The sequence below is a fragment of the Scytonema millei VB511283 genome (assembly GCF_000817735.3).
In the GTDB taxonomy this organism is placed as follows: domain Bacteria; phylum Cyanobacteriota; class Cyanobacteriia; order Cyanobacteriales; family Chroococcidiopsidaceae; genus Chroococcidiopsis; species Chroococcidiopsis millei_B.
The window spans coordinates 125,751-142,125 of record NZ_JTJC03000003.1 but is presented as its reverse complement, the minus strand read 5'-3'; the positions used below and the strand labels follow the sequence as shown (position 1 = coordinate 142,125).

Sequence of the window (16,375 nt, the reverse complement as noted above, 5' to 3'; positions counted from 1 at the left end):
TTTTGTTCCCTACTTCTTGGTTCACCTTCACTATTTTGAATAATGAATGCCAGATTGTCTCTACTTTGGAGTGGCTGGCGATCGGTAAATAATGTTAAGAGTTTGGGCGAATAGAATTCGCTGCTATACAGACAAAACCCGCCTGCGCGGGTTAAATCTGCGTTTTCCGTGAGTCTAGCGCAGGCAGACTTAGTTTGTGTAGTCGCGACTTACAGTCGCAAGAGTGCGAGATCTACTACATGGTCAAAGACTGGGCGTTCGTTTCAATTAACTTCGCCAAATCTTGCAAGAACGCTGCTGCATGAGCGCCGTAAATAATCCGGTGGTCGCTGGTCATATTGACCTGCATTTGCTGGCGCACGCCCAACATTCCATCAGATGTAGCCACAACCTGGGGACGCGACGCACCGATCGCCAAAATTGCTCCTTGTCCTGGGGGTAAAATGGCATCGAAACGGTCTACGCCAAACATCCCTAAATTTGACAGTGTAAACGTGCCGCTGTTGTATTCTTCTGGTTGCAACTGCTTGGCTCTCGCCCGGTCTACTAAAGACTTCCAATTGCGGGATAGGGAATAGATATCTAATTGGTCAGCGTTTTGCAGCACTGGAGTAATTAAACCACCGTCATCCATTGCTACAGCCACAGCAATATTAATGTTGGGGTGATAGACAATTCCCTGTTCTGAGTAACTAGCATTCACCAAGGGGTGCTTTTGTAGTGTCACCGCTACAGCTTTAGCTAACAAAGCTGTCATTGTTACGCCCTTGGACTTAATTTGCTTGTAAAGCTTATCTAGTGCATCGGTAGTAATGGTATAACCCACCCGAAAATCGGGTGCTTGCAGACTAGCAACCATATTCCGTACCACAGCATTTTGTAGTGTAGTGAGGGGCTGCACGGAGCCAGCAACGGTACTGACAGGGGCAGGGGTTGCAGCTGGTTGAGGCGTAGGGGCTGTACTGGGAATCGTCACTTGAGGTTGTGCCGGAACTGATGGGGCTGTACCCTTGCCAGCAAAAGCTTCTACATCCTCAGCTACAATCCGACCGTGAGGACCGCTACCTTTAAGAGTATTCAGATCGATCTTCAAATCTTTCGCTAGCTTGCGGGCGCGGGGTGAAGCGATAACTCGCCCATCAGTACGACTTGCACCATTTTGGGATTCAGCTTGAGACTCAGTTGCAACTGCACTGACAGGAGTTGGCGTAGGGGTTGTATTTCCTACATCAGCCGTTTGTCCTGGGGAGGTTGTAGCAGCGGGTGCTGAAGTTGTTTGATTCCCCGACTGCGCTTGTTGTTGCGCGATCGCAATTTCTGCTTCTGTTTCGGCAATTAAGGCAATTGTGGCTCCTACAGGGGCAGCTTCTCCGGCTGGGACGAGGATGGTAGCAAAATATCCTTCGTAAAAGGATTCCACATCCATGTCTGCCTTATCGGACTCAACCACTAGGACTGTTTCGCCTTTTTCTACCTTGTCACCAGGCGATTTGACCCAAGAGACAATTTTGCCTTCGGTCATTGTAGAACTGAGAGCGGGCATGAAAACTTCGTGTAGAGTCATGGAGTGGTTTCCCAACAAGCGCGATCGACTAGATTTTAAAAATAAACCAGAAGGTTATTTTACCCTTAGTGAGATGGTAATTGGTAATTGCTAATTGCTAATTGCTAATCGTTCATTGTTCAAGAGCCATTAGCCATTAGCCATTAGCTATGCTTAAATTTCACCGCGAATTTCTTCTACAATTCCATCACGCAACAGAATTTCAACTTGGAGTTTGGCGATCAGGTTGTCCCCTGGCTGGACGCTAAAAATGCCTTCCAATTGAAATTGGCTGACTTCTTGATTCATTTCTAGCAGTTGTACTTGCTGGAGATTCTGTAAACTCTGGTTTTTCTGCTCCAACAGTTCGCTTTTCTTCTCGTTGACTTGCAGTTGAATGCTCTCGATCTGCTGGCGAGTTTCGGGACCTGGAGGCTGTATGCTTTGTTTTTGGATCTCGGCGATCGCCCGTTGTCCTTGTCTTTCTAATTGTTGCAATTGCTGGTCAACGGCGTTAATTTGTGCTTGTAGCTGCTGCTGGACTTCATCTTTCCAGCGAGGAGTCACAACTGCTTTGACGTTGATCGGGCGCTTTAACAACATCTGTTGAGGGTTTGCGGCATCCATAGTTGATGATTGGTATTGGTTACATAGTTTGCGGTAATCTTGAGATTACCTAAACATCCCGTCAATCATATCGTGATAGCGCTCCATGACAACGGGTCGGCGAATTTTTAAGGTTTGGGTTAACATTCCATTTTCAATTGAAAATGGCTCTAAAATCAGCCGATATGTACTGATGCGATCGTCGGGACGATACCCAGGACGGTCTTGCACTTCTCGCGTTAACTCTTGGCGGAATAAGTTTTGGATGGCTGGGTGGTTGAGATCGATTGTCGGTAGGGAAGGGTTACCAAACCCGCCTGTACGGGAGTCGGAAGAGTGGTTAGTGGCTGGTGACTGGTGGCTAGAATTGCCTCCTTGTCTCCCTTGTCCTCCTTGTCCCCCTTGTCCTGCTTCTGGTAGAGTCAATTGAAGATTTTGGGAGACTGCCCACTGCTGCAATGCTTCTAGATTGGGGACAATTAAGGCTCCGAGCGATCGCTGGTCTTGTCCGACTAGCATAATTTGGTCGATGTAAGGGCTGCGCAGACAGGCATCTTCGATTGGCTGCGGTTCGATATTTTCACCGTTAGACAAGACAATCGTATCTTTTGCTCTACCTGTTAATACAATGTCATTTGCTGGCGTAACTAGACCTAAATCGCCAGTATCGAACCAACCTTCAGGATCGATCGCTTTGGCTGTCGCCTCTGGGTTTTTGTAATAACCCTGCATCACTTGGGGTCCTCGGATCAAGACCAAGCCGCGCTGCATCGGTGATAGAGTTTGGCGAGTTTCAGGATCGACGATTTTGGCTTCCGTGCCTGCCATTGGCAACCCAGAGGAACCGCGTAGATTGCGCCAAGGACGACGAACGTGGGTCACGGGAGAGGTTTCGGTTAAACCGTATCCTACTAAAATTTCGACACCAACAATTTCAAAAAAGTTTTCGAGGTGCATGGCAAGGGAACCACCACCGCTAATCACCTGCCTAATTCGTCCTCCCGTTGCTTCTCGTACCTGTTTGTAGACTAAACGATCTGCAAGATTGTGAATTGGTGCTAAAACTGCGGTTTGAATCCCAGCTTGCAGGCGTTGCCAGGGAGAAGGATAGAGGTTATCTAATGCTAAACCTCGAACAATTCGCCGTGCTTTGATATAACGTTGGCTGATATTTAATAGGGAATAAATCAGACGTTGTTTTTTAACGGGTTGGTCGCGGAACTGTTTTTGTACCCCTTCATAAATCGATTCCCACAACCGAGGAACGCCGACCATGAGGCGAGGTTTGAATGCTTTTAAGTCTGCTTTGACGTGACGAATATTCGTGTATATCTGCGTACAACCTTGAGAAAGGAGGAAATATTCGACACTCCGCTCGTAACAGTGCCAGACAGGTAAGATACTGAGAATGCGATCGCCAATTTCTGGTTGTACGACTGCGCCAAATGACGTAACTTGATGCAGCAAATTCCCGTGAGACAGCATTACACCCTTGGGTTTACCTGTCGTCCCAGAAGTGTACATCAGGGTGGCAAGGGTATCCCGATTCTGCGCCACTGGTTGGAGTGGTTGGTTTTCTCCCACCGCCATCAGTTGGGAGAAATTCATGATTTTGAGCGAGTCGCTTTCGTCTAAGATTTCGTCTGACAGCAACACCACCAACTGAATTGGAAGTCTGTCTAAGCCATCGCGCACTTTACTTAAAATCTTGCGGTCTTCTATTACCAGTGTTGTAGTACCGCTATGTTCCAAGATGTATAGTAATTCTTGTTTTTCCGCTTGGGAGCTGCGCACGACATCTACTCCCCCAGCCGTTAATATTCCCTGGTCGGCAATCATCCAGCGCGGACTATTATCAGCGACTAGCCCCACCCGATCGCCTGCTGTTACCCCTAGCGCTTGCAACCCTGCGGCAAATATTTGAATGTGTTGGTACAACTGACTGTAGGTGAAAATTGTCTCTGGTTGGACGTGGGGATCGTGCAGCGCCACGGTATCGCCAAATTTTTTGACAGCGATCGCCCAAATTTCTGGTAACGACTGCACGCTGGAATAATCGACCGTGCGTTTTAAATTCGAGCGTTCTCGCTCGGTTAAGTTGAAATAGAAGTTAGAGGGGCGGTTGTGCGACATAACTCATGCGACAAAACTCAATCGCTGGTAAAGTTCGTTGGCAGTCCTGTATACATACAACTTACCTTGCGATAGATGCATTTGAGCTATTAAGTTAGGACACAAATTCAGTTGTCAGTTATCAGGGAGCAGGGAGCAGGGAGCAGGGAGCAGGGAGAAGAGAGAGTCGCGGAGCGATCGGGAGCTGAGGAAGCTGAGGAGGATGGGGGAGATAAAATAACTAACTGGTAACAGGTCACTGGTAACAGGTCACTGGTCACTGTCACCCTACACCCCACACCCCACACCCCACACCCCACACCCTATTCATCTCAAGAGCGATTGCGAGTAAAAATACCAATGCGATCGAAGGGATAGAAACGGACGATCGCCTTCCCGATGATGCGATCGCGTTTGACGAAGCCCCATTCGTGTCCGTCGCAGCTGTTGTTGCGATTGTCTCCCAGTACCAAATAAGAGTTTGGTGGAATAACTCGCACCGGGCGCTCGTAGTCTGGCTTGCTGGCAATATAGCTTTCTGCTAGAGGGCGATCGTTGATATAGACTTGTCCCGCTGTCACTGCCACTCGTTCCCCCGGGAGTCCTACGATTCGCTTAATAAACGAGTCGTGCGAGTTAGACGGCAAGCCACAAGCAGAGATTGCAGCTGGGGGTGGTTGAAATACTACAATGTCGCCTCTTTGGGGTGCTTGAAAGCGGTAGCTGAGTTTATCTACCATCAAGCGATCGTCAACTTCTAGTGTCGGTTCCATCGAACCAGAAGGAATAAAAAAAGACTGGGCGACACCAGCACGAATTCCAAAGGCTAAAAACAAGCTCAGACCTACAGTTTTCAGTCCCTCTATCCACACATTTTCTGGCTTTGGTTGCTGGGGATTCCGCTTAGGCATTGGTAAATGCAGGTGAAATGCAAGTTATAAGTACAATAACTGGTTAGCTATGACTGACGTTGTAGCTTTGAGTTCCCGATTTCAGTTATCAGTGACCAGTTGTCAGTTGTCAGTTGTCAGTGAAGAGTAATGTGTGGTGCAGTGCATATTTTGACTTTTGACTTTTGACTTCTCCCAAGTCTTCCTTGTCTCCCTTGCCTCCTTGTCTCCTCATTATGGTTAACCCGACTCCGAATTCTATTTTTAGTTTGACACTGCGCTTGCAGATTCCCAATCGCGTTGGGATGTTGGCTAGCGTAACTCAAGCGATCGCCTCTTGTGGTGGAACTCTCGGTCAAATCGATTTGGTGGAACGCACGCGATCGCAGGCAATTCGCGATCTGACTGTAGATGCTTCTAGCACGGAACAGGCTGAGGCGATCGTGCAGGCAGTAGGGGCATTACCAGAAATCGAAGTGATTAATGTCTACGATCGCACTTTTAATTTACATCGGGGTGGCAAAATCTCCGTTAACAGCAGAATTTCGCTCAAAAGTCAAGACGATCTGGCAATGGCATATACGCCAGGAGTGGGGCGAGTTTGTTTAGCGATCGCCCGCGATCCAGAACAAGTGTACAGCCTAACGATTAAACAAAACACTGTAGCGATCGTCACTGATGGGAGTGCAGTTTTAGAATTGGGAAATCTGGGGGCGGCGGGGGCATTACCTGTCATGGAAGGCAAAGCCACGATCTTTAAAGAATTTGCTGGAATTAATGCTTTTCCAATTTGTTTGGCGACTCAGGATACAGAAGCAATTATCGCTACTGTGAAAAAAATTGTCCCCGTATTTGGCGGCGTAGACTTGGAAGATATTGCTGCCCCGCACTGCTTTGAGATCGAACAACGGCTGCGGCAAGAATTAGATATTCCCGTGTTTCACGGCGATCGGCAGGGGACAGCGATTGCGACGCTGGCGGCGCTGGCTAATGCTTTAAAGTTGGTTAATAAGTCACTAGCGGAAGTGAGAATCGTTATTAATGGTGCAGGGGCGGCGGGAGTCGCGATCGCGCGTCTTTTGAAAAATGCTGGTGCTGTCCATATTTTGCTGTGCGATTCTAAAGGTATTCTTTCCACCCAGCGTCAAGATTTAACTGCTCAAAAGCAAGAATTTGCCGTCAGTCAAATGGGAACTTTGGCAGGTGCTTTAGTCGGTACTGATGTATTTATCGGTGTTAGCGCCCCAGGTATATTAACGCGAGATATGGTGCGATCGATGGCAAAAAATCCAATTGTGATGGCAATGGCAAATCCCATCCCTGAAATACAGCCAGAACTCGTGGCTGATGATGTTGCAGTCATGGCAACGGGACGCAGCGACTACCCAAATCAGATCGATAGTATTTTGGCATTTCCTGGGATATTTCGTGGCGCTTTAGACTGTCGTGCCACGACAATAACTACCATGATGTGTTTAGAAGCAGCACAGGCGATCGCCTCTTTGGTAACACCCACGGAACTCAACCGCGAACATATTATTCCCTCTATATTTGACGCTAGAGTTGTTCCTACTGTAGCTGCGGCTGTGCAACGCGCTGCCCGTCAGGAGGGAATTGCACGGTGTTAAGGTTTGTATTTCGCTTGGCGAGAACGGGAATTATATATGTCGGCGTTTCCCAATCTAGTTAGTTACACTCGTTTTATGGAGTGAATGCCCTGGTCATTGATGCTTTTGTGCAGCTTTTTGCATACCCGTCGTGGGGAAGTGACTGGCATTAGTTTCATTGATTCGACTCCGATTGAAGTGTAATAAGGTTTCAGCCGTTTTTTCTTTTACCGAAATCAGTAGGTTATAAGAAAAACCTATTACTGTCATAGGATAAGTTAATCTTCATAATCTTTACAAAACTCCATGAAGTTTCTTATAGTGTTAACAACAGGGAAAACAAACCCTGATTTGCATAACCAAACGCAATATATAGAACCATGACAACCACATTACAAAGACGCGAAAGCGCTTCCTTGTGGGAACAGTTTTGTAACTGGGTAGCCAGCACGGAAAACCGCCTGTACATTGGCTGGTTCGGCGTGTTGATGATCCCCACCTTACTAGCTGCGACCACCTGCTTCATCGTCGCTTTCATCGCCGCACCACCGGTAGACATCGACGGGATTCGCGAACCAGTAGCAGGTTCTTTGATCTACGGCAACAACATCATCTCTGGTGCAGTTGTGCCATCTTCCAACGCCATCGGCTTGCACTTCTACCCAATTTGGGAAGCAGCATCATTAGACGAATGGCTGTACAACGGTGGACCTTACCAATTGGTAATTTTCCACTTCTTGATTGGCGTATTCTGCTACATGGGACGTGAATGGGAACTGTCCTACCGTCTAGGAATGCGTCCTTGGATCTGCGTAGCATACTCGGCACCAGTCGCAGCAGCAACCGCAGTCTTCTTGATTTACCCAATCGGACAAGGTTCATTCTCTGATGGGATGCCCTTGGGCATTTCGGGAACATTCAACTTCATGTTAGTGTTCCAAGCCGAGCATAACATCCTGATGCACCCCTTCCACCAACTCGGTGTAGCTGGTGTATTCGGTGGAGCGCTATTCAGCGCCATGCACGGTTCCTTGGTCACTTCCTCCTTGGTACGTGAAACCACCGAAACCGAATCTCAGAACTACGGTTACAAATTCGGACAAGAAGAAGAAACCTACAACATCGTAGCGGCACACGGTTACTTTGGTCGCTTAATCTTCCAATACGCCTCCTTCAACAACAGCCGTGCATTGCACTTCTTCTTAGCAGCATGGCCTGTGATCGGCATCTGGTTCACCTCCTTGGGCATCAGCACGATGGCGTTCAACCTCAACGGCTTCAACTTCAACCAGTCAGTCGTTGACTCTCAAGGACATGCGATTGGTACATGGGCAGACATCCTCAACCGCGCTAACCTGGGTATGGAAGTGATGCACGAGCGCAACGCTCACAACTTCCCCTTAGACTTAGCTGCAGTGGAAGCTCCTTCCCTCAATGGCTAGTTCGTTCTTCTGAATCATCAGCGCCTCCCATAATGGGGGGCGCTTTTTGCTTTCTCTAAGTCTGATAAGGGCGGGTTTACAGAGATTTTTAAGTTGAGCAATAAATATGGTTGGCGAACCCACCCTTACTTGCATTTATCTCTAAAATCCAACTAGAATAGTAAGTCTTGCCCTAGCTCCATTAAAGATGAGTCTGGAGACGGTAGCAAAGGTAAGAGCCTTTTCATACCGTCGGTCGCGGCTCAAGGCTAAAAGCCTGTTGGTACAGGTACTCTACCCCCTCTTATCTTTCTCTGGTGGAAAGATGATAGGGGGTAGTCCGGTGCAAAGGATAGATTTGGTATCCTATCGTCAGTAGTAACCGCGATCGCAGAAAAATATTTAAGTATACAGGACAGCTCATGGCGAAACGAGTGCAATTAGTTTTAACGCAAGACATACTTAAGCTAGGTAAAAATGGCGACCTAGTTGATGTAGCCCCTGGCTACGCTCGCAATTATTTGCTGCCTAAAAAAATGGCAGTACCAGTTACACCTGGAGTTTTAAAGCAAGTCGAACGTCGTCGAGAAGTTGAACGGCAACGGCAATTAGAATTAAAGCAGCAAGCACAAGAATTGAAAGCGGCTTTAGAAAAAGTTGGCAGTTTCACCATTGCCAAGCAAGTAGGCGAGAAAGAAGCAATCTTTGGTACGGTGACAGACCGCGAATTAGCTACCTTAATTCAGCAAGCGATCGGTCAAGAAGTGGATCGTCGTGGTATTACCTTACCTGACATTAGTAAACTCGGTACTTACAAAGCTGAGGTGAAGTTACATCAAGAAGTGACAGCAACGGTAGAAGTGAAGGTTGTAGCAGAATAATGGGTAGTTGGTAGTTGGTAGTTGGTAGTTGGGCATTGTTAATATTTGTGTTTAATTGTTAATTGCTTTTAACCTCGGATCGGCAATGTTTTCTCTTACCCCTTACCCCCTATCCCTTACCCCTTGTTAAAAGATCGGGTAAAAGTAGAGAGAGCCTCTTGAACTTTTGCCTGTTATTTTTTATATATGTATAATAATCAACAAAAATTTGTCAGTGATGGTGTCGATCGCCTGCCACCTCAAAATGTTGAGGCAGAAGAAGCGATCCTGGGTGGTATTCTACTCGATCCTGAAGCAATTGGCAGAGTGAGCGATCGCCTAATTGCAGATGCCTTTTATATTGATGCCCATAAAGAAATTTATCGCGCCGCGCTGCAACTCCACTCGCAGGGTAAACCTACAGATTTACTATGTGTAGTTGGTTGGTTGAGCGATCGCGAACTCCTCAGTAAAATTGGTGGCAAAAGTAAATTAGTCCAGTTGGTAGACCGGACTGTTTCGGCAATTAATATCGATGCTTTAGCTGGCTTGGTGATGGATAAATACTTGCGCCGTCAGCTAATTACATCGGGAAATGAAATCGTACAACTAGGATTTGAGACAGATAAAGAGCTAGCAACTGTCCTCGACCAAGCAGAACAAAAGATTTTTGGCGTGACTCAAGAACGCCCGCAGCAGAAATTAGTTTCAATTTCTGATACTTTAATCTATACCTTTCAAGATATTGAGAGTCATAACCAAGGCATTGCCCAGCCTGGGCTATCGTGTAACTATTACGATCTCGATGCGATGACGGGCGGTTTCCAGCGTTCCGACTTGATTATTATCGCTGGTCGTCCGGCAATGGGAAAGACCAGCTTTGCTCTGGGTTTAGCGCATAATATTGCGAGACTGCACAAGTTTCCTGTCGCAGTATTTAGTTTGGAAATGTCAAAAGAGCAGCTAGTACAGCGCTTGTTGTCCAGCGAAGCGGGAATTGAGAGTCAGAGGTTGCGGACGGGAAGAATTGCTCAGAACGAGTGGGAATTATTATCTCACGCGATCGGCGAACTGTCAGATTTACCGATATATATCGACGATACGCCGAATATTACTGTGATGGAAATGCGCAGTCAAGCTCGTCGCTTGCAAGCAGAAAGAGGTAAAGAATTAGGCTTAATACTAATCGATTATTTGCAATTAATGGAAGGTAGCGGCGATAATCGCGTCCAAGAATTATCAAAAATCACGCGATCGCTCAAAGGTTTAGCGAGAGAACTTAACGTACCAATTATTGCCCTTTCTCAGCTCAGCCGTAGTGTAGAAGCCCGGAATAGCAAACGCCCGATGATGTCTGATTTGAGAGAATCGGGTTCGATCGAACAAGACGCGGATATCGTGATTATGCTTTACCGCGATTCTTATTACAACCCCGACTCTCCCGATCGCAACATTGCCGAAGTCATCATAGCCAAACACCGCAATGGGCCCACCGGAACAGTTAAACTACTATTCGATCCGAACTTGACTAAATTTGTGAATTTAGCCAAACAAAACTATTAACGGTTGACAGTTGACAGTTGACGGTTAACTGTCAACTGTCAGCTAACAAGATTAATTAATCTTCAATAACTCTACGTCAAAAATCAGCGTAGCGTTGGGAGGAATAACACCACCCGCACCGCGAGCGCCGTAACCCAATTCTGGGGGAAGAACAATCTGGCGACGTTCGCCTACTTTCATCGTGCTGAGTGCTTCGTCCCAGCCTTTAATTACCTGTCCCGCACCAACTTTAAACGAAAAAGGCTGACCGCGATCGCGAGAACTATCGAACTTAGAACCATCTTCTAAAGTCCCCGTATAGTGAACTACGACGGTTTGACCTTTTTTCGGCGTTTCTCCGCTTCCCTCTTGGAGGACGGTGTATTTCAATCCAGAATCAGTTGTAATTGCTTTATCGTCAGACATTGGTTTTACTTTGGTTGGCGTAGATGGATTTTGTGCTATCTCAGCAACAAGCGTGCTAGATGCTCGAACAGATTCGGGTTCAGCCAAAGCATTATCCTTCGCTCCTCCGACCTGAGCCAACACCAGAAACACCACGCAGGCTAGCACAACACCTACGCTGATGAGAATTTCTTTCAAAGTTGACCCTCCTTCAGCTATGCAAGTGCGTCACTACTATATCTTGTAATGGGGTAGTTGGTAATTGGTAATTGGTAGTTGGTAGTTGCTAGTTGTTAGGGGTTAGTTCTCATTCCTAACCCCTAACCCCTAATCCCTAATCCCTAACCCCTCGTTCTATTATCGCCACATCTTATTTTCCAAATCGCGGATTTGACGCTCTAGGCGATCGATCCGTCCCCGCAATTCGTCCATTTCGGATTGACGGGGTACGCCAAGATCCTGCATGACATTGCGGATCTGCCGTTGCAACTGCGCCTCAAAAGTTGTGGGATCGATCTTGAGCTGCTGCATCATGTTGTCTACAAACACTTTGGCTTGGTCAGAATTCATTTTGCCATCCTTGACCAATTCATCGCTGACTTCCCGCAACTTCTCAGCTACGAGGGAAGTCGTACCAACACCGAGCATTAATAGTTGTTTAATCCAGTTGTTATTATCCATCCTGCTATCCGGTTAGTTAAAGGAATTTATCAACAAGTTGTAGGGGCGGGTTTACCAAGAGACTTTGTGACTTACAGAGATTTCGGGTGAACCCGCCCGTACAGAAATAGCGCTGCGATCGAGCTATGCTAAAAACATGTCACCCCAACTCCTCCTGTTATATTCTGGCAAATTTGGCGATCGCCATCCTTTCGAGCAATAGAGAAAAAAGCGCGTGGTTATTGAGTTTCTCAAGTTTAAAGTCACTCCTGAATTAAGGGAGAAATTTATCCAAAAAGATGCAGAAATTTGGACGACAGCAATATCTCGCTATCCTGGGTTTCTGAGTAAAGAGGTTTGGATCGACCCTAATGTACCAACGGAGGTTGTGATGATTATTCGTTGGGCAACGCGAGAACAATGGAAATCTATCCCTACTGAGCAACTCGACAAGATTGATGCTAAATTTGCCCAGCAGATGGGGAAAACCTACGAGTTGATTCAGTCATCCGAATATCAAGTCCGCAAGTTTCCTCTGTCGTAATTGCTTTGTACCATGCCTACCTGTCCCCGTTGTCATCAAGCAGTTGACTCTCAGGTAGTCAACTGTCCTTATTGCCGCACGCCGCTCAAAGCATTCGGTCATCCAGGCATTCCGTTACACCGTGCTACGGGTGACGAACCTTTGTGTGAAACCTGCGCTTACCATTTAGATGATAGCTGCACGTATCCCCAGCGTCCATATGCGACAGAGTGTACGCTTTACCAAAACATCGAGCAAAAACGACTGGAGGAGGAGCAAAGACAAAAAAGTAAAAGTCCTGCTATTGTGTTGCAAAATTGGCTGAAGCGCAATCAATCTTTGCTGTTAATTCTAGGGCTGTTGTTAGTCTGTTTCCTCATTGCTTTGAGTCATGTCTAAAACAGAAGCTACGATCGCCAATATTGTCACTTTTGCAGATATTGAGGCAGCACATCAACGTTTAGCAGGTGTTGCTAACAAAACTCCTGTAATGACTTCCAGAACGGTAAATCAACTGACGCAAAGACAGGTATTTTTTAAGTGCGAAAATTTTCAACGGATGGGAGCGTTTAAATTTCGGGGGGCTTACAATGCTTTATCACAGCTCTCAGAACAGCAAAAACAGCAGGGCGTACTGACATTTTCTTCAGGAAATCACGCTCAGGCGATCGCGCTTTCGGGTAAGTTACTCAATATTCCCACTACAATTGTCATGCCCAACGATGCGCCAGCCGTAAAGTTAGCTGCTACGCAGGGTTATGGTGCAGAGGTACTGTTGTACGATCGCGCCGAAATGACTAGGGAAGAGTTAGCAGCCGAACTGTGTCAGGAACGCCAACTCACTTTTATTCACCCTTACGACCGTCCTCAAGTTATCGCCGGACAGGGTACAACTGGTAAAGAATTAATTGAGGAAGTGGGAGAATTAGATTTACTCCTAGTTTGTTGCGGTGGTGGAGGTTTGTTATCGGGATGCGCGATCGCAACTAAAACGCTTTCGCCGCAGTGTAAAGTTGTTGGTGTAGAGCCGGAAAGAGCAGATGATGCCACGCGATCGTTTCATACCAAAACCCTGCATACGGTTCGCAACCCCGATACAATTGCTGACGGCGCTCGTACTCCTTCTTTAGGAAAAATTACTTTCCCCTTGGTATTGAAATATGTAGACGACATGGCGACGGTATCGGAAGATGCAATTAAACGCACCATGTACTTTTTGTGGGAAAGAATGAAAATTGTCGTCGAACCCACAGGAGTATTAGCTGCTGCTGCTTTGTTGGAAGGTGTTGTTACCGCACCAGGGGCGAGAGTTGGAGTAATTATTAGTGGTGGTAATGTGGATTTACAGCAGGCGGGAGCTATCTTTTCTTTTTTAGACAAATAGCTATTGTCAACGTAATACTTAGTCAGGTTGCTTGACCTCACATTGCGTTGAGAAATTTTTTGCTCGTTTCAGAAACTTTTCGTCAAACGGATAGATGGCTGAGCAATTATAACTTTGAGCTAGGTGAAATGCATCAGCAAAGTCTAAGCCGTTTTCGTGCCATTGCAAAACTTGTACGATCGCATTTGCATTTGTGAGATAAACATTCGGTAAACCGAAGAGATCTCTGAATGCTTGACAGATTTCATCAGGTTGAAATTGGTAGGCAAAACGCAATACCCATTCGGTTTCAAGAATAACAGTATCTGGAATAAAAATATTTTGTGTCTGAAATAGCTCAAAACTTTTCCTATATTGCTGTTCGTCATCTTGCGTAAGAAGCCGGAAAATGATATTCGTGTCAACTGAAACCACGCCACTGCTCCGCTACACCTTGACAAATTGCATCTTCCATTTCATGTAGACTTTTAGGCTTACCTTGATATTTCAAACATCCTGCAACATTCTGCAATGTTGTTTCTGGGAAAGGCTTTTTAGGTTTAAGCAAAATGCCGTCACCCGTATCAATTACAATCAGTTCTTGTCCTGCTTCCCAACCATGAATATTGCGCAACACTTTTGGGATGATAACTTGACCTTCACTTGACAAACGGGTTGTTTCCATTGAACGCACAAACTATGATAAGAAATTTGTAAAAATTATAGCATGAGCTAAAATTGAAGTTCTGGCGAGAATGAATGAGTAATGATTATAAGAGAAGCAAACCTAAATGACGTACAAGCGATCGCATTCACCACTATTAAACTACATGAGCGTTAGTATCAACTGTAGTTTCATCTGGAATTTCTACTTCTGGTATGCCAATAGTCTTACTAATATGTTCTTGAAATATTGCTAGATCGAACCAGAAAGTTGTCCCGACACCAACTTCACTAACTAAATTAATGTTGGCATGATGCTTGTCCATAATATTTTTCACAATAGAAAGTCCTAATCCAGTTCCTTCTAAAGTGTGTACGCGGTTTTCCACGCGGAAAAATCGATCGAAAATAGCTGCTTGATCCTCTGGATCGATACCAATTCCCGTATCTGAGATTTCAATTCTCACCTGGGGAGATACAATGCGATCGCCGCTTGCAGGCTCCATTTTATACGCACGAATTGCTACTTTTCCACCTTGCTGAGTAAATTTAAGTGCGTTCCCAACTAAGTTAGTAAATACTTGAAGCAATAAGTCGTAATGTCCGAAAACTTGTGGTAGTTCGGGTTCGATTTCTTGAATTAATTCAATTCCTTTATCTTTTGCATTCAACTGATAATTTCGCAAAGTTTGTTCGATTGCTTGCCCCAATTCTACCCCTTCAAAATGATAGATCCGACAAGAAGATTCTAAACGAGATAAGTCTAAGACATCGTTAACCAAACGAGTAAGGCGATCGGTTTCGTTATTTGCAGTTGCTAAAAATTCCCGCTGTTCTTCGGTGCTGAGGTTTTCACCGTAGTCGTGCAAGGTTTCAATATAAGTCTTGATATTAAACAAAGGCGTGCGTAATTCGTGCGAAACGTTGCTGATAAATTGGCTTTTCGCCTCATTCAGTTCAACTTCGCGAGTAATGTCTTGCACTGTCATAGCAATTCCCTTAATACTTTCTCGATGTTGGTCGAGAACGGTAGTCAGAAGAATCCGAATCGTACGCATAGTTGGCTGAGAAAGCGGAATTCTAAATTCTGCACTTTCGCTTTCTCCCCTTGCTATTTTGTATAGAGGGCGATTTAATTCTGCTTGCACTGAGATTGGTAGATGATTTAAGACGCTATCTCCGATAACCTCTCCATTTTCCCAACCAAAAATTCGTCGAGCGGTGGGGTTGACTAAAATTACTTGCATATTGGTGTCCAGCAGGATAGCACCATCAGCAATAGTAGAAACTAAAGTTTCTAATTTAGCTTTCTCGGCAGTTAGTTCTTCGATATTTTGTTCTTCATAACGCTCTAAACGTTCTGCCATTTCATTAAAACTGAAAATCAATTCCTTGAGTTCTCCTCCCAAAGGCAAATCGATCCGCTGTTGAAAATTGCCAGCAGCAATGTTTTTCACACCCGTCAATAACTCTTTAATTGGTTTGGTAATCATGAGAGTGTTAAAGACAGCACCCAAAATGACCATCACCCAAATTGACACGAAAACAGCAATTGTTACATCGCGGGTGAGATTGGAAGAGGTGACAACTGTAGGATTTGGGTTGATTCCAATTGCTAATACTCCCAAATATTTACCTTCATGGTTGAGCGGGACGAAAACATCGGTGACTTCCCCATCAGGCGTTCGGTGTTGTCGCACCATCGGCAATTCAGAATTAGCGGCGTAATCTTCTGGTAGCTGAATCCGGCGCTCAATTGTCAGTGAAGTTTGTACGGCTGGTTCCCAAAAAGGAATTCCAAAAAAGATTTTTCCTGCTTCGTCGGCATAGAGCATGTAGCGCACGCTAGAAGTGCTGCTGTAGAAGCGTTGAGAAAACTGAGCGACTTCGGTGTAATTATTCTCCGCTACCAGAGGGGCAACGTTAGAAGCAAGTAACAACCCCAAGTCACGTCCGAAGCGGGTTTCATTTACCCTTGCATCTACTTGAATCGTGTTAACTGCCCAAAAAGTGAAACCACTGACAATTAACGAAACCACCAGCGTCGCAGCAGCCATCAACTTAGTTGGCAGAGTTAACTCAAACCACCAACGGGCGATCGCTTCTCGGATTGTTTTTAACGGCGCTAACATTTGAATAAAAATTGGTATCTTATTAAGTCCTTTGTTCTAAGGTAAAGT

At 45.8% G+C, this 16,375-nt stretch carries 16 protein-coding genes and 1 pseudogene; 8 read left to right on the top strand and 9 right to left on the bottom strand.

Features of this window, described 5'->3' with window-relative positions; genetic code table 11:
* Window positions 1–235 precede the first annotated feature (235 nt).
* The 4 genes from QH73_RS12380 to lepB all read right to left on the bottom strand — a co-directional run bounded on the left by QH73_RS12380 (window position 236) and on the right by lepB (window position 5,172).
* The gene (locus QH73_RS12380; protein ID WP_039714231.1) at window positions 236–1,564 is read right to left on the bottom strand and encodes a dihydrolipoamide acetyltransferase family protein; all 1,329 of its coding nucleotides are present in this window, start codon (window positions 1,562–1,564) and stop codon (window positions 236–238) included.
* A gap of 153 nt (window positions 1,565–1,717) precedes the next feature.
* The gene (locus tag QH73_RS12375) at window positions 1,718–2,170 is read right to left on the bottom strand and encodes a YlqD family protein (protein ID WP_039714230.1); all 453 of its coding nucleotides are present in this window, start codon (window positions 2,168–2,170) and stop codon (window positions 1,718–1,720) included.
* 45 nt (window positions 2,171–2,215) lie between these two features.
* Complete coding sequence (locus QH73_RS12370) at window positions 2,216–4,282, bottom strand: AMP-dependent synthetase/ligase (RefSeq protein ID WP_039714229.1); 2,067 nt, start codon at window positions 4,280–4,282, stop codon at window positions 2,216–2,218.
* Window positions 4,283–4,593: 311 nt separating this feature from the next.
* Window positions 4,594–5,172, bottom strand: coding sequence for a signal peptidase I (lepB, locus tag QH73_RS12365; protein WP_039714228.1), 579 nt, complete (start codon window positions 5,170–5,172; stop codon window positions 4,594–4,596).
* Between the two features lie 215 nt (window positions 5,173–5,387).
* Between lepB and QH73_RS12360 the strand changes: the two genes are divergently transcribed.
* From QH73_RS12360 to dnaB, 5 genes and pseudogenes are all read left to right on the top strand, one after another.
* Window positions 5,388–6,779, top strand: a complete 1,392-nt coding sequence (locus tag QH73_RS12360; RefSeq protein WP_039714227.1) for a malic enzyme-like NAD(P)-binding protein — start codon at window positions 5,388–5,390, stop codon at window positions 6,777–6,779.
* Window positions 6,780–6,812: 33 nt separating this feature from the next.
* Window positions 6,813–6,959, top strand: a pseudogene (locus QH73_RS29395) (IS982 family transposase); the annotation flags it as partial.
* A gap of 179 nt (window positions 6,960–7,138) precedes the next feature.
* Window positions 7,139–8,200, top strand: coding sequence for a photosystem II q(b) protein (psbA, locus tag QH73_RS12350; RefSeq protein WP_015153219.1), 1,062 nt, complete (start codon window positions 7,139–7,141; stop codon window positions 8,198–8,200).
* 401 nt (window positions 8,201–8,601) lie between these two features.
* Window positions 8,602–9,060, top strand: coding sequence for a 50S ribosomal protein L9 (gene rplI / locus QH73_RS12345; protein ID WP_039714225.1), 459 nt, complete (start codon window positions 8,602–8,604; stop codon window positions 9,058–9,060).
* Between the two features lie 186 nt (window positions 9,061–9,246).
* Window positions 9,247–10,602 carry a replicative DNA helicase gene (dnaB, locus tag QH73_RS12340; RefSeq protein ID WP_039714224.1) on the top strand — a complete coding sequence of 452 codons (1,356 nt, stop codon included), beginning with the start codon at window positions 9,247–9,249 and terminating at the stop codon, window positions 10,600–10,602.
* A 51-nt stretch (window positions 10,603–10,653) separates the two neighbouring features.
* Here the strand turns inward: dnaB and QH73_RS12335 are convergent, their stop codons facing one another.
* Both QH73_RS12335 and QH73_RS12330 read right to left on the bottom strand, forming a co-directional pair.
* Window positions 10,654–11,184, bottom strand: a complete 531-nt coding sequence (locus QH73_RS12335) for an FKBP-type peptidyl-prolyl cis-trans isomerase (RefSeq protein WP_039714223.1) — start codon at window positions 11,182–11,184, stop codon at window positions 10,654–10,656.
* A 159-nt stretch (window positions 11,185–11,343) separates the two neighbouring features.
* Window positions 11,344–11,667: a phasin family protein gene (locus tag QH73_RS12330; RefSeq protein ID WP_015155970.1), complete on the bottom strand. Its 324-nt coding sequence runs from the start codon at window positions 11,665–11,667 to the stop codon at window positions 11,344–11,346.
* 214 nt (window positions 11,668–11,881) lie between these two features.
* Between QH73_RS12330 and QH73_RS12325 the strand changes: the two genes are divergently transcribed.
* Genes QH73_RS12325 through QH73_RS12315 form a run of 3 tightly spaced genes read left to right on the top strand, consistent with a single transcriptional unit; the run spans window position 11,882 to window position 13,553 of the window.
* Window positions 11,882–12,190: a TIGR03792 family protein gene (locus tag QH73_RS12325; protein ID WP_039714222.1), complete on the top strand. Its 309-nt coding sequence runs from the start codon at window positions 11,882–11,884 to the stop codon at window positions 12,188–12,190.
* Window positions 12,191–12,202: 12 nt separating this feature from the next.
* On the top strand, window positions 12,203–12,568 hold the full coding sequence (locus QH73_RS12320; RefSeq protein ID WP_039714221.1) for a hypothetical protein: 366 nt from the start codon (window positions 12,203–12,205) through the stop codon (window positions 12,566–12,568).
* Window positions 12,561–13,553: a threo-3-hydroxy-L-aspartate ammonia-lyase gene (locus QH73_RS12315; RefSeq protein ID WP_039714220.1), complete on the top strand. Its 993-nt coding sequence runs from the start codon at window positions 12,561–12,563 to the stop codon at window positions 13,551–13,553. Before QH73_RS12320 ends, QH73_RS12315 begins: the two co-directional genes overlap by 8 nt.
* 18 nt (window positions 13,554–13,571) lie before the next feature.
* Here the strand turns inward: QH73_RS12315 and QH73_RS12310 are convergent, their stop codons facing one another.
* From QH73_RS12310 to nblS, 3 genes are all read right to left on the bottom strand, one after another.
* Window positions 13,572–13,967 carry a type II toxin-antitoxin system VapC family toxin gene (locus tag QH73_RS12310; protein WP_039714219.1) on the bottom strand — a complete coding sequence of 132 codons (396 nt, stop codon included), beginning with the start codon at window positions 13,965–13,967 and terminating at the stop codon, window positions 13,572–13,574.
* The gene (locus QH73_RS12305) at window positions 13,954–14,217 is read right to left on the bottom strand and encodes an AbrB/MazE/SpoVT family DNA-binding domain-containing protein (protein ID WP_039714218.1); all 264 of its coding nucleotides are present in this window, start codon (window positions 14,215–14,217) and stop codon (window positions 13,954–13,956) included. Before QH73_RS12305 ends, QH73_RS12310 begins: the two co-directional genes overlap by 14 nt.
* Before the next feature lie 136 nt (window positions 14,218–14,353).
* The gene (gene nblS, locus QH73_RS12300) at window positions 14,354–16,327 is read right to left on the bottom strand and encodes a two-component system sensor histidine kinase NblS (RefSeq protein ID WP_039714217.1); all 1,974 of its coding nucleotides are present in this window, start codon (window positions 16,325–16,327) and stop codon (window positions 14,354–14,356) included.
* Window positions 16,328–16,375: the final 48 nt, after the last annotated feature.

Bases quoted from the DNA above. Each gene is read 5' to 3' on its own strand.
- QH73_RS12380 (WP_039714231.1), bottom strand. From the start codon at position 1,564: ATGACTCTACACGAAGTTTTCATGCCCGCTCTCAGTTCTACAATGACC.
- QH73_RS12375 (WP_039714230.1), bottom strand. From the start codon at position 2,170: ATGGATGCCGCAAACCCTCAACAGATGTTGTTAAAGCGCCCGATCAAC.
- QH73_RS12370 (WP_039714229.1), bottom strand. From the start codon at position 4,282: ATGTCGCACAACCGCCCCTCTAACTTCTATTTCAACTTAACCGAGCGA.
- lepB (WP_039714228.1), bottom strand. From the start codon at position 5,172: ATGCCTAAGCGGAATCCCCAGCAACCAAAGCCAGAAAATGTGTGGATA.
- QH73_RS12360 (WP_039714227.1), top strand. From the start codon at position 5,388: ATGGTTAACCCGACTCCGAATTCTATTTTTAGTTTGACACTGCGCTTG.
- psbA (WP_015153219.1), top strand. From the start codon at position 7,139: ATGACAACCACATTACAAAGACGCGAAAGCGCTTCCTTGTGGGAACAG.
- rplI (WP_039714225.1), top strand. From the start codon at position 8,602: ATGGCGAAACGAGTGCAATTAGTTTTAACGCAAGACATACTTAAGCTA.
- dnaB (WP_039714224.1), top strand. From the start codon at position 9,247: ATGTATAATAATCAACAAAAATTTGTCAGTGATGGTGTCGATCGCCTG.
- QH73_RS12330 (WP_015155970.1), bottom strand. From the start codon at position 11,667: ATGGATAATAACAACTGGATTAAACAACTATTAATGCTCGGTGTTGGT.
- QH73_RS12320 (WP_039714221.1), top strand. From the start codon at position 12,203: ATGCCTACCTGTCCCCGTTGTCATCAAGCAGTTGACTCTCAGGTAGTC.
- QH73_RS12315 (WP_039714220.1), top strand. From the start codon at position 12,561: ATGTCTAAAACAGAAGCTACGATCGCCAATATTGTCACTTTTGCAGAT.
- QH73_RS12305 (WP_039714218.1), bottom strand. From the start codon at position 14,217: ATGGAAACAACCCGTTTGTCAAGTGAAGGTCAAGTTATCATCCCAAAA.
- nblS (WP_039714217.1), bottom strand. From the start codon at position 16,327: ATGTTAGCGCCGTTAAAAACAATCCGAGAAGCGATCGCCCGTTGGTGG.